Below are 15,868 nucleotides of genomic sequence, written 5' to 3'. Positions count from 1 at the left end.
GGTCAGAGCGGGCGGGTCAGAGCGGGCGGGTCAGAGCGGGCGGGTCAGAGCGGGCGAGCGTAGCGCAGCTGCGAGGTGCGCGCAGTGCCGATCGTCTCGTCGCGTTCCAGCCCGGTCGGCCGCCAGCCGCCGCGCTCGTAGAAGCGGCGGGCGTGGGCGTTGTCGCGCAGCACCCAGAGCACCGCGCGGCACCAGCCCCGCGCCCGCATGCCGGCCAGGGCGTCGACCATCAGGGCCCGGCCGACGCCATGACCCCGCTCGGCCGGGTCGAGGTGGATGGCGCAGAGGAGACCGGCCTCCGGCTCGTCATCGCCGGCCGGCCCGAGGTAGGTGAACCCGCTCAGCGTGCCGTCGCGGACGGCCAGGGTCATCCGATGGTCCTCCCGTTCCCAGGTCCACCGCTGCACCCAGTATTCGCCCATCGCCTCCGGCGTCGGTTTCGCCAGCGCGTCCGGTGGCAGGAAGGCGGAGTACGCGGCGATCCGGGAGCGCTGGTGCAGGGCACCCACCGCCATCAGGTCGTCCGGCGCCGCGGGTCGGAGCGTGACGGTCACTCGACCGAGATTACCCGCCGGGGTGGCACCTGCACCGTGGTCAGATCCTCGGCGACAACCAGGTCGCCGTCGAAGTGCCGGCGGGCCTCCTCGGCGAACCGGGCCGGGTCGGCGTAGCGCTGCGAGAAGTGGGTGAGCACCAGCCGGCGTACTCCCGACTCGGCCGCCACCCGCGCGGCCTGGCCGGCGGTGAGGTGCCCGACCTCGGCGGCGAGTGCGGCCTCCGACTCCAGGAACGTCGACTCGATCACCAGCAGGTCGGCCTGCTCGGCCAGCGCGTACACCCCGTCGCAGAGGCCGGTGTCCATCACGAAGGCGAACCGCTGCCCGGGCCGCGGCGCGCTCACCTCCGCCAGGCCGACGCGGCGCCCGTCGAGGACGAGGTGGCCGGCGCGTTGCAGCTCGCCGACCGCCGGCCCGGCGATCCCGTACGCGGCCAGCCGCTCCGGCAGCATCCGGTACCCGTCCGGCTCCACCAGCCGATAGCCGTACGTGTCGATCGGGTGGCGCAGCAGGCGGGTCTCCAGCGTGCCGCAGCGCAGCATGATCCGCTGCCCGTCCGCCTCGACCGGCTGCACGGCCAGCTCGGCGGTCTCGTGGAAGGAACTGGCGTGCCGAAGCCGGGCGAAGTAGTCGGCGCCCTCGGCCGGAAAGTGCACCGCCACCGGGTGCGCCACCCGGTCCAGGGAGAGACGCTGGATGGTGCCGGGCAGGCCGAGACAGTGGTCGCCGTGGAAGTGGGTGACGCAGATCCGGGTCAGGTCGGTGGCGGTGACGCCGGTGTGCAGCAGCTGCCGCTGGCTGCCCTCGCCCGGGTCGAAGAGGATCACCTCGTCGTCCCAGCGCAGCACGTACCCGTTGTGGTTGCGGGCCCGGGTGGGTGCCTGGCTGGCCGTCCCGAGCACCACCAGCTCGCGCATCGACACGGCGGCCTCCGGTGGATATGAAGCGACCCCCGGGGCTTCCGCGCTGCGCGCGGGCCGGCTGGACTGGGCCGGCACCCCGGGGGTCGGGTGGCTGTCGTGGTTTCGCCGCACCGCTGCCACACGGTCTCGACGACTCTTGCCGTGCCCGCCCCGGAGGGCGGACGATCACTGTCGAGGACAGCGGCTAGCGGACAGCCACCTCACGAGTCCGATTGCTATACAAGTCTGGACCACCTCCTTTCCCGTGTACCGCCACGCTATCCAGCGCCCGGTCCACCGGCAACGGATTTCGATCACATCCCGGGCGGACGCGGTCCGGGAGCCGGGACGCCGCGCCTCAGGAGGACTGGGCGATGCCTATCGGACCTTCGCGGGGGCCGTCCGCGTTGGCCGGCTGCACCGCCAGCGACGGGAAGTCGGCCAGATCGCCCTCCGGCTCGGCGTCCCATTCGGGGAAGACGAGGTCGCTCTGGAGGTAGAGGCAGACCAGCTGCGCCAGGTGGCGCAGCCCCTCAAGGTGGGTGCGCTCGTGACCGTGGGTGGCGTCGACACCGAAGCCGAGCAGGGCCACCCGGGCGTGCGCGCCCGCCTCCACCGCCGCCGCCACGTCCGAGCGGTAGTAGTCGAAGACGTCCCGGACGAGATCCACGTCGTGCTCGCGGGCGATCGCCGCCAGGTTGCGGGTGAGGTGGTAGTCGAACGGCCCCACCCCGTCGCCCATCGCGAGGGTGGCGGCGGTCTCGCGGGACTGCTGCCCGGGGGCGACCACCGCCGCGTCCACCGAGACGATCTCGGCCACGTCCGGGTCGAGCCCGTGCGACGCGCCGTGGCCGATCTCCTCGGTCACGGTGACCAGCAGGTGCGCGGTGACTGCGGGTTTCACCCCCGAGTCGACCATGGCCTTGAAGGCGGTGAGTACCGCGGCCACGCCGGCCTTGTCGTCCAGGTGCCGGGACTTGACGTAGCCGCTGGGGGTGACCGTCGGGTTGGTCAGGAAGGCGACGAAGTCGCCCACGTCGATGCTGAGCGCCCGCAGGCCGGCGATGTCCTCCACCGGTTCGTCGACGCGTACCTCGACCTGCTCCCAACCGATGCCCTGCAGGTCGACGGCCTCGTTGTAGCGGTGGCCGCTGGCCTTGAGCGGCAGCACCTGGCCGGTGACCACCCGCTCCAGGTCGTCGGTGAAGATCCGTACGTGGGCACCCTCGGCGAACCGGGCGCTGTGCGTACCGATCGGCTTCAGTTCGAGCCGGCCGTTCTCCTTCAGCCGCTTGACCATCCCGCCGACGGTGTCGGTGTGCACGACGATCGCCCGGTCCGCGCCGGTCTCCCGGGGGCCGGGCAGGCAGGCGCTGAGCGCACCGCGGCGGGTCAGTGTCGACGGGATACCAAGGGCGGAGAGGCGCTCGCCCATGTACTGCTGGACATGGTCGGTGCGCCCCGACGGGCTCGGAATGTCGAGCAGCTCGAGCAGCACCTGACGCAGATAGGCCAGGTCGATGGGGAGCGCAGTGGTCTTGCGTACGGTCATGCCCCAGATGGTGCCGCACCCGCCGGGGTCCAGAGCCGTTGCGGTGCCCGAGTCCCGGGGAAGAGTAGGTCCACGAAGCGCTCGGCGGTGGGCTGCGGCTCGTGGTTGGCCAGCCCGGGCCGTTCGTTGGCCTCGATGAAGACGTGCTCGGGTTGGTCCGGCGCCGGGACCAGCAGGTCGAGCCCGGTGACCGGGATGTCGATCGCCCGGCTGGCGGCCACGCACGCCTCGGCGATCACCGGGTGCAGGTCGCTGGTGACGTCGTGGATGGTGCCGCCGGTGTGCAGGTTCGCGGTCCGCCGGACGGCCATCACCTGCCCCTGCGGCAGTACGTCGTGCAGCTCGTAGCCGGCCTCGGCGACCACGTCCCGGGTCATGTCGTCCAGCGGGATGCGCGACTCGCCGCCGGTGGCGGCGGCCCGACGGCGGCTCTGCCGCTCGATCAACTCGGCGATGTCGTGCACGCCGTCGCCGGTGACCGAGGCCGGCCGGCGGACGGCGGCGGCCACCACCTCGTGGTCGATCACCACGACCCGCAGGTCCTCACCCGTGCACAGCTCCTCCAGCAGGATCTCCGGGCAGAACCGGGCGGCCACCTCGACGGCGGCGGTCAGCGCCTCGGGAGTGCGTACGCCCACGGTGATGCCGTTGCCCTGCTCGCCCCGGGCCGGCTTGACCACCAGCTGACCCACCTCGGCCAGGAAGTCCGCGTCGGCGCTGGCGCCGCTGGCGGTCCGCCCGCGGGGCACCGACAGGCCCGCCTCGGCCAGGATCCGGCGGGTGACCCGCTTGTCGTCGCAGCGGCTCATCGCCACCGCCGAGGTCAGCTCGGAGAGCGACTCCCGGGTGAGGATCGTCCGGCCGCCGCTGGTCAGCCGCAGCTCGCCCCACTCCGGGTCGGTCACCTCCACCCGGATGCCCCGCCGCATCGCCTCGTCGGCGACGATCTTCGCGTACGGGTTGAGCCGCTCGTAGCCGAGCGGCATGGCCGGCAGGAACAACCGTTCGTTGATCGGGTTCTTCCGCTTCACACAGAGCGTGGCGGTGCGGTAGAAGCCGAGCCGTTCGTAGAGCCGGATCGCCCCGGAGTTCTCGGCGAGGACGGACAGGTCGACGTACGCCCGGCCCCGGGCAACCAGCCGGCCGGCCAGCTCGGTGATCAGTGCCTGGCCGGTCCCCGGCGGGGCCTGGTTGAAGTCGACGGTCAGGCACCACAGGCTGGCGCCCCGGTCCGGGTCGTCGAAGACCGCCACGTGGTCGATGCCGGTGATCGTGCCGACGATCTCGCCGGTGGCCGCCTCGGCCACCAGGTGCAGGAAACGGTCGGTGGCGGCGTTGTCGACAAGCACGTCGACCGGGGCGGTGACCATGCCGTTGGCGGCGTAGATCCGGTTGACCGCGTCCGCGTCGGCGGCGTCGCGCAGTCGACGGATGCGTACCCCGGGCAGCTCGTTCCGGCCGTCGAGCGGCGTCGGCGTCTCGGCGGTGCCCGCCTCCTCGGTGGTCCCGGCGCCGGGACGGGGCCCACGGCGATCCCCGCCGAGCGGCAGCCGGAAGGTCAGCGAGGGGTCGATGAACAACTCGTCGGGTAGCCGGGAGACCAGCACGTGCGGGTCGCGCAGGTAGATGCAGATGTCCCGGGCGCCCGCCGCCTCGGAGCGCAGCACGTCGGCGACCGCGGACTGGTCGGCGAAGGTCTGGCCGAAGACCAGGCGGCCCCAGCCGCAGTCGAGGATCACCCCGCCGTCGGTGCCCGGACGCTCGTCGTCGGTCGGGTCGGTGCCGCCGCCCGTGGCGATCGGATCACCTCCCGGCCCGACCCGTTCGTACCGTCGTCCCGCGCCCCGGCCCCGATCGGTCCGGGCGACCCCGGTGGCCAGGGTGTCGGTCACGGTCAGTCGATTCCGTGGCTCTGGAGCCACATTTCCAGGAGTCCGAGTTGCCACAGCTTGTTTCCGTTCAACGGGGTCAGTTCGGCGTTGGGGGCGTCGAGCAGGGCGTTGACGTAGTCGGTGTGGAACAGGTCGCGGCGGCGGGCCACGGGCGCATGAAGCGCGTCGCGTACCCGGTCGAGGAGCTTGCCCTCCAGGTGGGTGAGGCCCGGCACCGGGAAGTAGCCCTTCGGTCGGTCGATGACCTCGTGCGGCAACACCCGCCGGCCGATCTCCTTGAGCACACCCTTGCCGCCCTGCGCCAGCTTCAGCTCCGGCGGGCAGGCGGCGGCCAGCTCCACGAACTCGTGATCCAGGAACGGCACCCGGGCCTCCAACCCGTGCGCCATGGTCATGTTGTCGACCCGCTTCACCGGGTCGTCGGTCAGCATGATCTGCGTGTCGATGCGCAGTCCGGCGTCGACCGCGGTCTGCGCGCCGGGGCGCGACAGGTGGGCGGCGACGAACTCCCGCGCCGGGTCGCCGTCGGCGAGCCGGTCGGGGTTGAGCACCTGGGCCAGGCCGGCGCCGTCGCGGTCGAAGAAGGCCCGGGCGTACGTGTCGAGGGCCTGCTCCCGGCCGACCTGCGCCAGTGGTGGGTACCAGTGGTAGCCGCCCAGGATCTCGTCGGCGCCCTGGCCGGACTGGACCACCTTGACGTGCCGCGAGACCTCCTGGCTGAGCAGGTAGAACGCCACGCAGTCGTGGCTGACCATGGGCTCGCTCATCGCCGCGACGGCGGCTTCCAGGGGGGGCACCAGATCCTGCGCGGCGACCCGGATCTGGTGGTGGTCGGTGTCGAAGGTCTTGGCCACCACGTCGGAGTAGCGGAACTCGTCGCCCTCCCGGCCGCCGACGGCGTCGAAGCCGATGGAGAAGGTGGACAACCCGCGCTGGCCCTCACCGGCGAGCAGGGCAACCACCAGGCTGGAATCCAGACCACCGGAGAGGAGCACGCCCACCGGCACGTCGGCGACCATCCGGCGCCGCACGGCGGTGGTCAGCGACTCCAGGAGCGCGTCCTGCCAGTCCTGCTCGGACCACCCGGCGTGCTCGGTGCGGCGCAGGAACGGCGGATCCCAGTAGACCCGCTCGTGGCTGCGGCCGTCGGCCTCGTAGACCCGGATGGTGGCCGGGGGCAGCTTGCTGACGCCACGCAGGATGGTGCGCGGCGGCGGCACGATGCTGTGGAAGCTGAGGTAGTGGCCCAGGGCGACCGGGTCGATCGTGGTGTCCACGCCGCCGCCCGCCAGCAACGCGGGCAGGGTGCTGGCGAAGCGGACCATGCCCGGGGACTCCGCGAGGTAGAGCGGCTTGATGCCGAGCCGGTCCCGGGCGAGCACCAGGCGACCGGTGTCCCGCTCGGTGATCGCCACGGCGAACATGCCGACCAGGTGGTCGACGAAGTCGAGCCCCCACTCGGCGTACGCCTTGACGACGACCTCGCTGTCCCCGCTGGAGAAGAAGTGGTGCCCCTTGGCCTGTAGCTCGGCGCGCAGCTCACGGTAGTTGTAGATGCAGCCGTTGAAGACGCCGGTCAGGCCGGCGGCGGAGTCGACGATCGGCTGGCCGCTGGCGGCCGACAGGTCGATGATCTTCAGTCGCCGGTGGCCGAGGGCGACCGGCCCCTGTGCCCACACCCCGCTGCCGTCTGGTCCCCGGTCGCACATGGTGGCGGCCATCCGTTCCACCGCCGCGACATCGGCACGCGTCGCGTCCCGTCGGAACTCCCCAGCCAGTCCGCACATGTGAGCCCATGCTGCCAGAGGATGTTGCGATTGGCCTGTTGAGACCATGACGGTCGTGTAACAGCATTGCTAGAATCCGCGCCCGCGCGATCAACCCAGCGAAATGATGCCGGTTTCCGGCGGCCGTTTTGTGCCCTCCTCGATGCCGATGCGCCAATTGCTCGCGACAGCCGGGTGTGACGAATGCCGCAATGCGGCCACGGCTGTCACTGGCGTTCGGCTCGCCAGTCCGGTGGTGACAGGTTCGTCGGTCGCAGGGGAGCCCGGTGCGGGGCCCGGCGCGACGTGCCCCGGGCCCCAGTCGTTCGGCGGCTCAGCCGCCGGTACGCGCCCCGCCGACCGGGCAGGTCAGCCCGTTCGGGCCGTGGTTGCGGTAACCGTCCGGGTTCTTGGACTCTGGCGCAGGGTGTAGTACTTCAGAGCCGGGACCGCCGACTCCCCACTCACTCATCACCGGGTTGTGGCATGCGGCCGAACCGTCGGACCTCCTGGGGCCAGCCGCATGCTTCCGCGATCTTGCCGGCCCACATCCGGGCCGTTTTTTCGTCGGCCACGTCCACCACGGTCAGCCCGCCCAGCCACTCCTTGGTTTCGACGTAGGGCCCGTCAGTGAACATCAATGTGCCGCTCGTGGCGTCGGCACTGAAGACGGGGCCGTCCTCTTCCAGGCCCCCGGCGAACACGTACGCCCCGGCCGCCTTGATCTCGTCCACGACCGCCGCGGCGAGTGGCCCACGCCCGCGAAACCACTCCTCAGTGTGGTCGCCCACCCACTGCTGGTTGAAGTAGATGAGGTACTCGGCCATGTCTGCTCCCTCGTCTCGGGCGGACCCCTTGTCTGCCTCCATCCTCGCTACGAACGGCGCCGGGCGGATACGACACCTCGGGCCGGAATTTCCACGTCGATGTTGGCGGGGAGCGGTGGTGCGGGTCCGTCACGTTCGACGGTGGCGGCCGGCTCTGTCCGAGAGACTAGTGAAGGTCGGACGGCACCCGGGCGACGCCGACCGGGCAGCTCAGTCCGTTCGGGCCGTGGTTGCAGTAACCGTTCGGGTTCTTGGTCGGGGCCAGATACTGCTGGTGGTAGTCCTCGGCCAGGTAGTAGTCACCGAGCCGGCCGATCTCCGTGGTGATCTCGCCCTTGCCGGCGCGGGCCACGATCGGCGCGAACGCGTCCCGGGACGCCAGCGCGGTGGCGAGCTGCTCGTCGGTGGTGGCGTAGATCGTCGAGCGGTACTGGGTGCCCACGTCGTTGCCCTGGCGCATGCCCTGGGTGGGGTCGTGGTTCTCCCAGAAGACCTTCAGCAGATCCTCATAGCTGATCTTCGTGGGGTCGTACACCACCTGGACCGCCTCGGTGTGCCCGGTCATCCCGGAGCAGACCTCCTCGTAGGTCGGGTTCCGGGTGTAACCACCGGCGTAGCCGGCGGAGGTGGTGAACACGCCGGGCAGGGTCCAGAACAGTCGCTCGGCGCCCCAGAAACACCCCATACCGAACACGGCGACCTGGGAGCCGTCGGGGAACGGCCCCTGCAACGGGGTGCCGAGCACCTCGTGGCGGTCGGCGACCGGCATCGCGATCGAACGGCCGGGCAGGGCCCGGTCGGGGGAGATCATCTCGGCCTTCATGTGGCGGAGGAACACGATGGAACTCCTTTCATGCCTTCCTCGCGTGCAACACCGGCGGACCTCACTTCCTTACCCGCCCCGACCCCACTCAGGCCCCGGCCGCCAGCGCGCTGCGGACGCGCTCGGCGTAGGCCCTGGCCTCCGCGTCGTCGGCGTAGCGGGTACGCGGCCAGAAGAACCCCCGCAGGCCGTCACCCTTCGTCCGGGGCACCACGTGGGTGTGCAGGTGCGGCACCGACTGGGACACCCTGTTGTTCATCGCCACGAACGTGCCGCCCGCGCCCAGACCGTCCTCGACCGCGACGGCGAGCCGCCGGACCAGCCCGAAATAGCCGGGCAGCGAATCCGGCGGCAGGTCGGCCAGGGTGACCAGGTGGGCGCGGGGCACCACCAGCACGTGCCCCTTGAACACCGGCCGGGTGTCCAGGAACGCCACCCCGTCCGGCTCGTCGGTCACCCGGAACGCCGACACCTCGCCCGCCACGATCCCGCAGAACACACACCCCGCCACCGGGTCAGGTTAAGCCCGGTCGGGTGCCGCCGCCGGCTCGCTGGACCACACGCACCGTCATCGGGCAAGGCTGGACCAGCCGTCCGACAGGGTGGGTTCCATCGGCTGGGACGCGGTGGACGACTAACGTCTGCGGAATGACCCACGGCTTCGAGACGCTCGCCATCCACGCCGGCCAGGACCCGGAGGCCCGTACCGGCGCGATGATCCCGCCGATCTACCAGACCAGCACGTACGCCCAGGATGCCGTCGGCGCCCCCCGGCTCGGCTACGAGTACAGCCGCTCCGGCAACCCGACCCGGGACGCGCTCCAGGAGTGCCTGGCCGCGCTGGAGGGCGGACCGGTCGGCCTCGCCTTCGCCAGCGGCCTGGCCGCCGAGGACGCCCTGCTGCGTACCGTCTGCGCCCCCGGCGACCACGTGATCATCCCGGACGACGCGTACGGCGGTACGTACCGGCTCTTCGCCAAGGTGGCGCAGCGGTGGGGGCTCGGGTACACCCCGGCGAAGGTCTCCGACCCGGACGCCGTGCGGGCCGCGATCCGTCCCGGGGTCACGAAGGTCGTGTGGGTGGAGACGCCGACCAATCCGCTGCTCGGCATCGCCGACATCGCCACCCTCGCCGCCGTCGCGCACGACGTCGGTGCGCTGCTGGTGGTCGACAACACGTTCGCCTCGCCGTACCTCCAACAGCCGATCGCCCTGGGCGCCGACGTGGTGGTGCACTCGACCACCAAGTACGTCGGCGGGCACTCCGACGTGGTCGGTGGTGCGCTGGTGGCGGCCGACGCCACCGTGGGCGAGCAGCTGCGCTACCACCAGAACGCGATGGGCGCGGTCAACGGCCCGTTCGACGCCTGGCTCACCCTGCGCGGCATCAAGACCCTCGGGGTACGCATGGACCGGCACTGCGACAACGCCGAGCGGATCGTCGCGTACCTGGACGGGCACGCCAAGGTCGGTCAGGTGCTCTACCCGGGCCTGCCCACGCACCCCGGGCACGAGGTGGCGGCGAAGCAGATGCGCCGGTTCGGCGGCATGATCTCCTTCCGCGCCGCCGGTGGCGAGGAGCACGCCGTCGAGATCTGCAACCGGGCCCGACTCTTCGTGCTCGCCGAGTCCCTCGGCGGGGTGGAGTCCCTGATCGAGCACCCGGGCCGGATGACACACGCGAGTGCTGCCGGCTCGCCGCTTGAAGTTCCCTCCGATCTCGTGCGACTGTCTGTCGGCATCGAAACGGTCGAAGACCTGCTCGCCGACCTGGAGCAGGCGCTGGGCTGACCGCTGGCTTGGGAGGGTGGCCGTGCAGGACATCATGCCGACCTGGGTCGGGGCGACCGCCAAACAGATCGCCAGGGCAGTGCGCCGGGGCGACGTCTCCGCCACCCAGGTGCTGGCCGACCACCTCGACCACGTCGCCAAGGTCGACCCGGACCTCGCCGCGTTCCGCGCCATCCGCGGCGGGCAGGCGGTCACCGAGGCGGAGAAGGTCGACGAGCAGGAGGACCTGGCGAACCTGCCACTTGCCGGGGTGCCGGTCGCGGTCAAGGAGAACACCCCGGTGGCCGGCATGCCCACCTGGAACGGCTCCGCCGCGATGCGTACCGCGGTGGCGGAGGCCGACCACGAGGTGGTCCGCCGGCTGCGCGGTGCCGGCGCGGTGATCCTCGGCGTCACCCGGATGCCCGAGCTGGGCCTCTGGGGCATCACCGACGACGAGACGGCCATCACCCGCAACCCGTGGGACTCCTCGCGCACCCCCGGCGGCTCCTCCGGCGGTGCCGCCGCCGCGGTGGCCGCCGGGCTGGTGCCGATCGCGCACGGCAACGACGGTCTCGGCTCGATCCGCATCCCGGCGGCCTGTTGCGGCCTGGTGGGCCTGAAGCCCGGTCGCGGGGTGGTGCCCTGCCAGCTCGGTGCCGAGGACTGGTTCGGACTGACCGAACACGGCATGCTCACCACCACCGTCGCCGACGCGGCGGTGGGCTTCCAGGTCCTCGCCGGCCGCGCACAGGGCAAGCTCGTGCCGCCACAGCGGCTGCGGGTCGGCGTGTCGCTGCGGTCCCCGGTGCGGGGTGTCTCGCCCGACGCGCCGAACCGGGACGCGGTCACCGCCGCCGGCCGGCTGCTCGCCGCGGCCGGGCACGACACCGTACCGGCCGATCCGGTCTATCCGACCGCTCTGGGGTTGCAGGGCATCGCCACCTGGTTCGCCGCCGCGGCGGCGGACGTGCGCGCCGCCGGGGTCGACCGGCGCGCCCTGCAACGCCGCAGCCGCCGCCACGTCGCCCTCGGTGAGTGGGCGTGGCGGCGCGGGTACGTCCGGGAGGCCGACCGGCTCGCCTGGCGCGACCGGTCGATCGGGTTCTTCACCGACCACTCGGTCGACCTGCTGCTCACCCCGGCGCTGGCGAGCGCACCGCCGCCGGCCGCGGGCTGGTCGGCCCGCTCCTGGCAGGCCAACATGCTGGCCAGCATCCGGTACGCCCCGTACGCCGCACCGTGGAACATCGCCGGCCTGCCGGCCCTGGTGGTGCCGGTGGGCCGCCGCCCGGACGGGCTGCCGCTGGCCGTGCAACTCGTCGGCCCGCCCGGTTCGGAACTGCTGCTGCTCGGAGTCGCCGGCCAGTTCGAGATGGAGGCCCCGTGGCCTCGGCACGCCCCGGGCTACCCGGGCGTCGGAACGGGGTCACCGGCCACGGCGTGATCATCTACGCTCCCGGTGCCGAGCACGGGAGGACTTTCGATCATGCGCTGCCACACCTGCGACACCGATACCGACGTACGCGCCATGGAGTGCCAGACCTGCCACACGCCGGTGGGCTCACCCGCGCTGCGCCCCGGGGTCCGGGTCCGTCCGGTCCGGGGTGTCGGCCGTGCCGCCGCGGTCGCCGTCGCGGCGACGGTCCTGTTCCTGCTGTCGACCGTGGCTGTCCAGCCGGTCAACGCGCTGCTCGCCGCACGGGCCGTGGACTCCGCCGACGGCGAGGCCTTCTTGCTGAGCGCGGGACTACTGGAGCTGGTGGCGGCGCTGCTGTACCAGGTGGCGATGCTGGCCGCCGTCGTGCTCGTCATCATCTGGACCTGGCGGGCCCGGAAGAACCTGGACGCCTTCCCGGGCGCCGCGCCGCCCCTCTCCGCCGGTTGGGCGATCGCCGGATGGCTGGTGCCGTTCGTCAATGTCGTGCTGCCCCACCGGGTGGTGGCCAACATCGCCCGGGACAGCCTGTGGCGGCTCGGCACCCCGTGGCTGGTCCACCTGTGGTGGGGGGCATGGCTGGTGTTCCTGTTCGGTGAGCGGACCATCGCGCGGTCCACGGCCAGGGAATTCGACGCGCTGCCGTACCCGCAGACCTCGGCCGACTTCCAGGCGTACGCCGACCACTACGCGTCGGCAGCCGGCGCGTACCTCGTTCCCGCACTGTTCTGCGTGGTGGCCGGGGCGTCGCTGATCGTGCTGATCCACCGTGTCTCGGCCGCCCAGACCGCCCGGATCGCGCGGGGGATGCCCACCGGCCCGATCCTGCCCGGCATGACCGTGGCGGCCCCGGCCGGCCCGGCCGGGGCGGGTGGCACGATCGGGGCATGACGGAACTGGTCAGCCTGGACGACGTGCGCGCGGCACGGGACCTGCTCGCCGGGGTCATCCGCACCACCCCGCTGGAGCCCTCCCGTCCGCTCAGCGCCTCGCTCGGCGGGCCGGCCTGGCTCAAGTGCGAGAACCTTCAGCGGGCGGGGTCGTACAAGGTGCGCGGCGCATACGTGCGGATCTCGCGGCTGTCGGCGGCGGAACGCGACCGGGGCGTGGTCGCCGCCAGTGCCGGCAACCACGCCCAGGGGTGGCGCTCGCCGCCGGGCTGGTCGGCACCCACGCCACCGTCTTCATGCCGGTGAACGCGCCGCTGCCCAAGGTGGCGGCCACGAAGGGGTACGGCGCCCAGATCGAGCTGGTCGGCGCCACGGTGGACGAGTCCCTGGTGGCGGCGCAGACGTTCGCCGAACGAACGGGGGCGGTGCTGATCCACCCGTTCGACCATCGGGACGTGATCGCCGGGCAGGGCACGGTGGCGTTGGAGATCCTGGAGCAGTGCCCCGAGGTGAAGACGATCGTCACCGGGGTCGGCGGCGGCGGGCTCGTCTCCGGGATGGCGGCGGCAGCCAAGGCGCTGCGGCCGGACGTGCGGGTGATCGGGGTGCAGGCGGCGGGCGCGGCGGCCTTCCCACCGTCACTGGTGGCGGGGGAGCCGGTCCGGCTGCCCGCCTTCGCCACCATCGCCGACGGCATCGCGGTCGGCCGGCCGGGTGACGTCACCTTCACCCACGTGCGCAAGCTCGTCGACGAGGTCGTCACCGTCTCCGAGGAGGACATCTCCCGGGCGCTGCTCATGCTGCTGGAGCGCGGCAAGCAGGTGGTGGAGCCGGCCGGTGCGGTCGGGGTGGCGGCCCTGCTCGCCGGTGCCGTGGAGGTGGCGACACCGGTGGTGGCCGTGCTCTCCGGAGGCAACATCGATCCGCTGCTGATGCTGCGGGTGATCGAACACGGTCTGGCGGCGGCGGGACGCTACCTGCGGGTGACCGTGCGCTGCTCGGACCGCCCCGGGCAGTTGGCCTCACTGCTGGGCGAGATCGCCGAGCACCGGGCCAACGTGGTGGACGTGGTGCACCAGCGGGCCAACCCGCATCTTCGTCTCGGCGAGGTCGAGGTGGCGCTGTCGGTGGAGACCCGGGGCGTCGAGCACTCCGACTCGTTGATCAGCGTCCTGCGGGCCAGTGGTTACCAGGTGACGATCGCGCCAGAGGCGTGACACCGCACGGTGTCACGCCTCTGGACGAGCGGGGTGGCCGGCTCGGCCGGCGGAGGATCAGCCGGCGAACGGCTCGAACTTGACCACGGTCACCTTGATGTCCGCCCCACTGGGCGCGGTGTAGGTGCAGGCCTGCCCTGCCTTGCCGCCCAGGATCGCCTGGCCGAGGGCCGATTCGGGACTGTAGACCGTCAGATCGGTGGTCGAGGCGATCTCGCGCGAGCCGAGCAGAAATGTCTCTGTGTCGTCGGCGTCGTCGTCGAAGTAGATCGTCACGACCATCCCGGGCGCCACGGCGTCGACGGTCGGCGCCTCGCCGACCTGGGCCGTGCGGAGCAGCTCCTTGAGATAGAGGATGCGCCCCTCGGCCTTGCCCTGCTCCTCGCGGGCGGCGTGGTAGCCGCCGTTCTCGCGCAGGTCGCCTTCCTCACGCCGGGCGTTGATCTCGGCGGCGATGACCGGCCGATTGGCGATCAACTCGTCGAGCTCGGCCTTCAGGCGGTCGTATGCGTCCTGGGACAGCCAGGTGGCGGGCGCCTCGTTGCCATTGGACACAGGCGGTCCTCCTCGGTTGTGCGTGCTGGCTGACAGGTGAACCTCCAAGTTACCAGTGCCGTACGACAAGGAGTGTCGACGATCACGTCGGTGCCCCGGCGGCACGCCTGCGGCGATCGACCTCAGGCGGGCGGCCGGCAGCGGACGACCTCACCGATGAAGGGTCGTGCGCTGGTGGCGAGACGATGCCGGACGGTGCTGTGCCGCTGCCCCGCCGTGGCGGCCACCGACACCTCCTCCCGGGCCACCTCGGCACCGGCGCGGTCCCGGGCCCGCAGCAGGCACACCGCCGAGCCGCCGTCCGGCAGGTTCACCCGGAAGTGGACCACCACCTGGCTGTCCGTGATGTCGCCGTAGCTGATCACCTGGGCGTCGTACGCCGGGTCGCCGTACTGCCGGTAGAGCCGGACCGAGACGCCGGTGAGCGTCGCGACCACGGCGATCACCAGCAGCGCGGCCAACACCGGCCGGCGGCGGCGTGGCGCCCGGCGGCGGCCGTACCGGCCGGGCGGGAAGACCGGCACGTCCGGTCCAAGTGTGGTGTGCGTCTCGGTCACCGGCGGGTATCTCCCTGGCGTTGTTGTCAGCGGCATCGGCAAGAATGGCAAGCGTCCGCCATTCCTGTCCGACTCGGTTCCTGTCCGACGCGGTCGTCGATTCGGCCCGGTGTCAAATAAGGCTGGGGTCAAATATGACAGGCCGGCGCGGTGCGGTACCGCTACGGGGAGGATTTCGGCAGGTCAACGGCGGGCCCGGGCGGGCCACGCCGGTGGGCAGAGACGAGGAGCGCCAACCTTGGCAGAGCAACTTCGACTCATGGCCGTCCACGCGCACCCCGACGACGAGTCGAGCAAGGGCGCCGCGACGACGGCGAAGTACGTCGCTGAAGGGGTGGACGTGCTGGTCGTGACCTGTACGGGGGGCGAGCGGGGCAGCGTGCTCAACCCCAAGCTCGACCGACCCGACGTGTGGGCGAACATCGCCGAGATCCGCCGCGCCGAGATGGACGCGGCGCGGGCCATCCTGGGCATCGAGCAGGCGTGGCTGGGCTTCGTCGACTCCGGCCTGCCCGAGGGCGACCCGCTGCCGCCGCTGCCCGAGGGCTGTTTCGCGTTGCAGGACGTCGCGGTGGCCGCCGGTCCACTGGTGCGGCTGATGCGGGAGTTCCGCCCGCACGTGGTCACCACCTACGACGAGGAGGGCGGCTATCCGCACCCGGATCACATCATGTGTCACCGGGTCAGCGTGGCGGCCTTCGAGGCGGCCGGCGACGCCGAGCGTTACCCGGACCTGGGCGAGCCCTGGCAGCCGCTCAAGCTCTATTACGACATCGGCTTCTCGAAGGGCAAGATCCTGGCGCTGCACGAGGCCATGCTCGCCGCGGGCGTCGAGTCGCCGTACGCGGAGTGGCTGACCCGCTGGGAGGAGCGGCCGGACAAGGGCCCGCGGATCACCACCCGGGTCGAGTGCGCCGACTACTTCCCCGTCCGTGACGACGCGCTGCGGGCTCACGCCACCCAGGTGGACCCGGACGGCTTCTGGTTCCAGGTGCCGATGGAGCAGCAGCGGCGCGCCTGGCCCACGGAGGACTTCCAGCTCGTCCGCTCGGTGGTCGACAGCCCGCTGCCGGAGTCCGACCTGTTCGCCGGCGTACGGGGGACGGCCCATGCCCGCTGAGC

At 71.9% G+C, this 15,868-nt stretch carries 14 protein-coding genes and 1 pseudogene; 5 read left to right on the top strand and 10 right to left on the bottom strand.

The genetic code is table 11. From position 1 onward, the window contains the following. Nucleotides 1-44 precede the first annotated feature (44 nt). The 8 genes from KIF24_RS25805 to KIF24_RS25770 form a co-directional block, all read right to left on the bottom strand. Nucleotides 45-554, bottom strand: coding sequence for a GNAT family N-acetyltransferase (locus KIF24_RS25805; RefSeq protein WP_221086247.1), 510 nt, complete (start codon nt 552-554; stop codon nt 45-47). Continuing rightward, nucleotides 551-1,480 carry a ribonuclease Z gene (locus tag KIF24_RS25800; protein ID WP_221086246.1) on the bottom strand — a complete coding sequence of 310 codons (930 nt, stop codon included), beginning with the start codon at nt 1,478-1,480 and terminating at the stop codon, nt 551-553. The genes KIF24_RS25805 and KIF24_RS25800 overlap by 4 nt, the downstream gene beginning before the upstream one ends. Before the next feature lie 337 nt (nt 1,481-1,817). Further along, a complete protein-coding gene (locus KIF24_RS25795) occupies nt 1,818-3,011 on the bottom strand; it encodes an osmoprotectant NAGGN system M42 family peptidase (protein ID WP_221086245.1) in 1,194 nt (397 codons plus the stop codon). Continuing rightward, nucleotides 3,008-4,903 (bottom strand): N-acetylglutaminylglutamine synthetase, encoded by a 1,896-nt coding sequence (gene ngg / locus KIF24_RS25790; protein ID WP_221086244.1) that lies wholly within the window; start codon nt 4,901-4,903, stop codon nt 3,008-3,010. Before ngg ends, KIF24_RS25795 begins: the two co-directional genes overlap by 4 nt. Nucleotides 4,904-4,905: 2 nt before the next feature. Beyond that, nucleotides 4,906-6,690, bottom strand: a complete 1,785-nt coding sequence (locus KIF24_RS25785) for an N-acetylglutaminylglutamine amidotransferase (RefSeq protein WP_221086243.1) — start codon at nt 6,688-6,690, stop codon at nt 4,906-4,908. A 443-nt stretch (nt 6,691-7,133) separates the two neighbouring features. Continuing rightward, entirely contained in the window at nt 7,134-7,496 is a 363-nt protein-coding gene (locus KIF24_RS25780) for a YciI family protein (protein WP_221086242.1), read from the bottom strand. A gap of 166 nt (nt 7,497-7,662) precedes the next feature. Then, nucleotides 7,663-8,334, bottom strand: a complete 672-nt coding sequence (msrA, locus tag KIF24_RS25775) for a peptide-methionine (S)-S-oxide reductase MsrA (protein WP_221086241.1) — start codon at nt 8,332-8,334, stop codon at nt 7,663-7,665. 73 nt (nt 8,335-8,407) lie between these two features. After that, a complete protein-coding gene (locus KIF24_RS25770; protein ID WP_221086240.1) occupies nt 8,408-8,830 on the bottom strand; it encodes an HIT family protein in 423 nt (140 codons plus the stop codon). Nucleotides 8,831-8,967: 137 nt separating this feature from the next. Here KIF24_RS25770 and KIF24_RS25765 point away from each other — a divergent pair, with 137 nt between their 5' ends. The 4 genes and pseudogenes from KIF24_RS25765 to ilvA all read left to right on the top strand — a co-directional run bounded on the left by KIF24_RS25765 (nt 8,968) and on the right by ilvA (nt 13,634). Next, nucleotides 8,968-10,110: a cystathionine gamma-synthase gene (locus tag KIF24_RS25765; RefSeq protein ID WP_221086239.1), complete on the top strand. Its 1,143-nt coding sequence runs from the start codon at nt 8,968-8,970 to the stop codon at nt 10,108-10,110. A gap of 16 nt (nt 10,111-10,126) precedes the next feature. Then, on the top strand, nt 10,127-11,536 hold the full coding sequence (locus KIF24_RS25760) for an amidase (RefSeq protein ID WP_221086238.1): 1,410 nt from the start codon (nt 10,127-10,129) through the stop codon (nt 11,534-11,536). Between the two features lie 42 nt (nt 11,537-11,578). Continuing rightward, nucleotides 11,579-12,418, top strand: a complete 840-nt coding sequence (locus KIF24_RS25755) for a DUF4328 domain-containing protein (RefSeq protein ID WP_221086237.1) — start codon at nt 11,579-11,581, stop codon at nt 12,416-12,418. Continuing rightward, nucleotides 12,415-13,634 (top strand): annotated as a pseudogene (gene ilvA, locus KIF24_RS25750) (threonine ammonia-lyase). Before KIF24_RS25755 ends, ilvA begins: the two are co-directional and overlap by 4 nt. Before the next feature lie 57 nt (nt 13,635-13,691). On the opposite strand, the gene greA reads toward ilvA, so the two are convergent. Both greA and KIF24_RS25740 read right to left on the bottom strand, forming a co-directional pair. Next, entirely contained in the window at nt 13,692-14,189 is a 498-nt protein-coding gene (gene greA / locus KIF24_RS25745) for a transcription elongation factor GreA (protein ID WP_221087548.1), read from the bottom strand. A gap of 122 nt (nt 14,190-14,311) precedes the next feature. After that, entirely contained in the window at nt 14,312-14,746 is a 435-nt protein-coding gene (locus KIF24_RS25740) for a DUF4307 domain-containing protein (protein WP_221086236.1), read from the bottom strand. Nucleotides 14,747-14,984: 238 nt separating this feature from the next. On the opposite strand from KIF24_RS25740, the gene mca reads away from it, so the two are divergent. Further along, entirely contained in the window at nt 14,985-15,866 is an 882-nt protein-coding gene (mca, locus tag KIF24_RS25735) for a mycothiol conjugate amidase Mca (RefSeq protein WP_221086235.1), read from the top strand. The last annotated feature ends 2 nt before the right edge of the window (nt 15,867-15,868 follow it).

Origin of the sequence: Micromonospora tarapacensis (assembly GCF_019697375.1) — a bacterium.
GTDB lineage: Bacteria > Actinomycetota > Actinomycetes > Mycobacteriales > Micromonosporaceae > Micromonospora > Micromonospora tarapacensis.
Note: the sequence above shows the minus strand (reverse complement) of the source record. Positions and strands in the feature narration are given on the sequence as shown.

Coding starts and splice junctions, on each gene's coding strand:
- KIF24_RS25785 (WP_221086243.1), bottom strand. CDS start 6,690: ATGTGCGGACTGGCTGGGGAGTTCCGACGGGACGCGACGCGTGCCGAT.
- KIF24_RS25795 (WP_221086245.1), bottom strand. CDS start 3,011: ATGACCGTACGCAAGACCACTGCGCTCCCCATCGACCTGGCCTATCTG.
- KIF24_RS25780 (WP_221086242.1), bottom strand. CDS start 7,496: ATGGCCGAGTACCTCATCTACTTCAACCAGCAGTGGGTGGGCGACCAC.
- KIF24_RS25765 (WP_221086239.1), top strand. CDS start 8,968: ATGACCCACGGCTTCGAGACGCTCGCCATCCACGCCGGCCAGGACCCG.
- KIF24_RS25755 (WP_221086237.1), top strand. CDS start 11,579: ATGCGCTGCCACACCTGCGACACCGATACCGACGTACGCGCCATGGAG.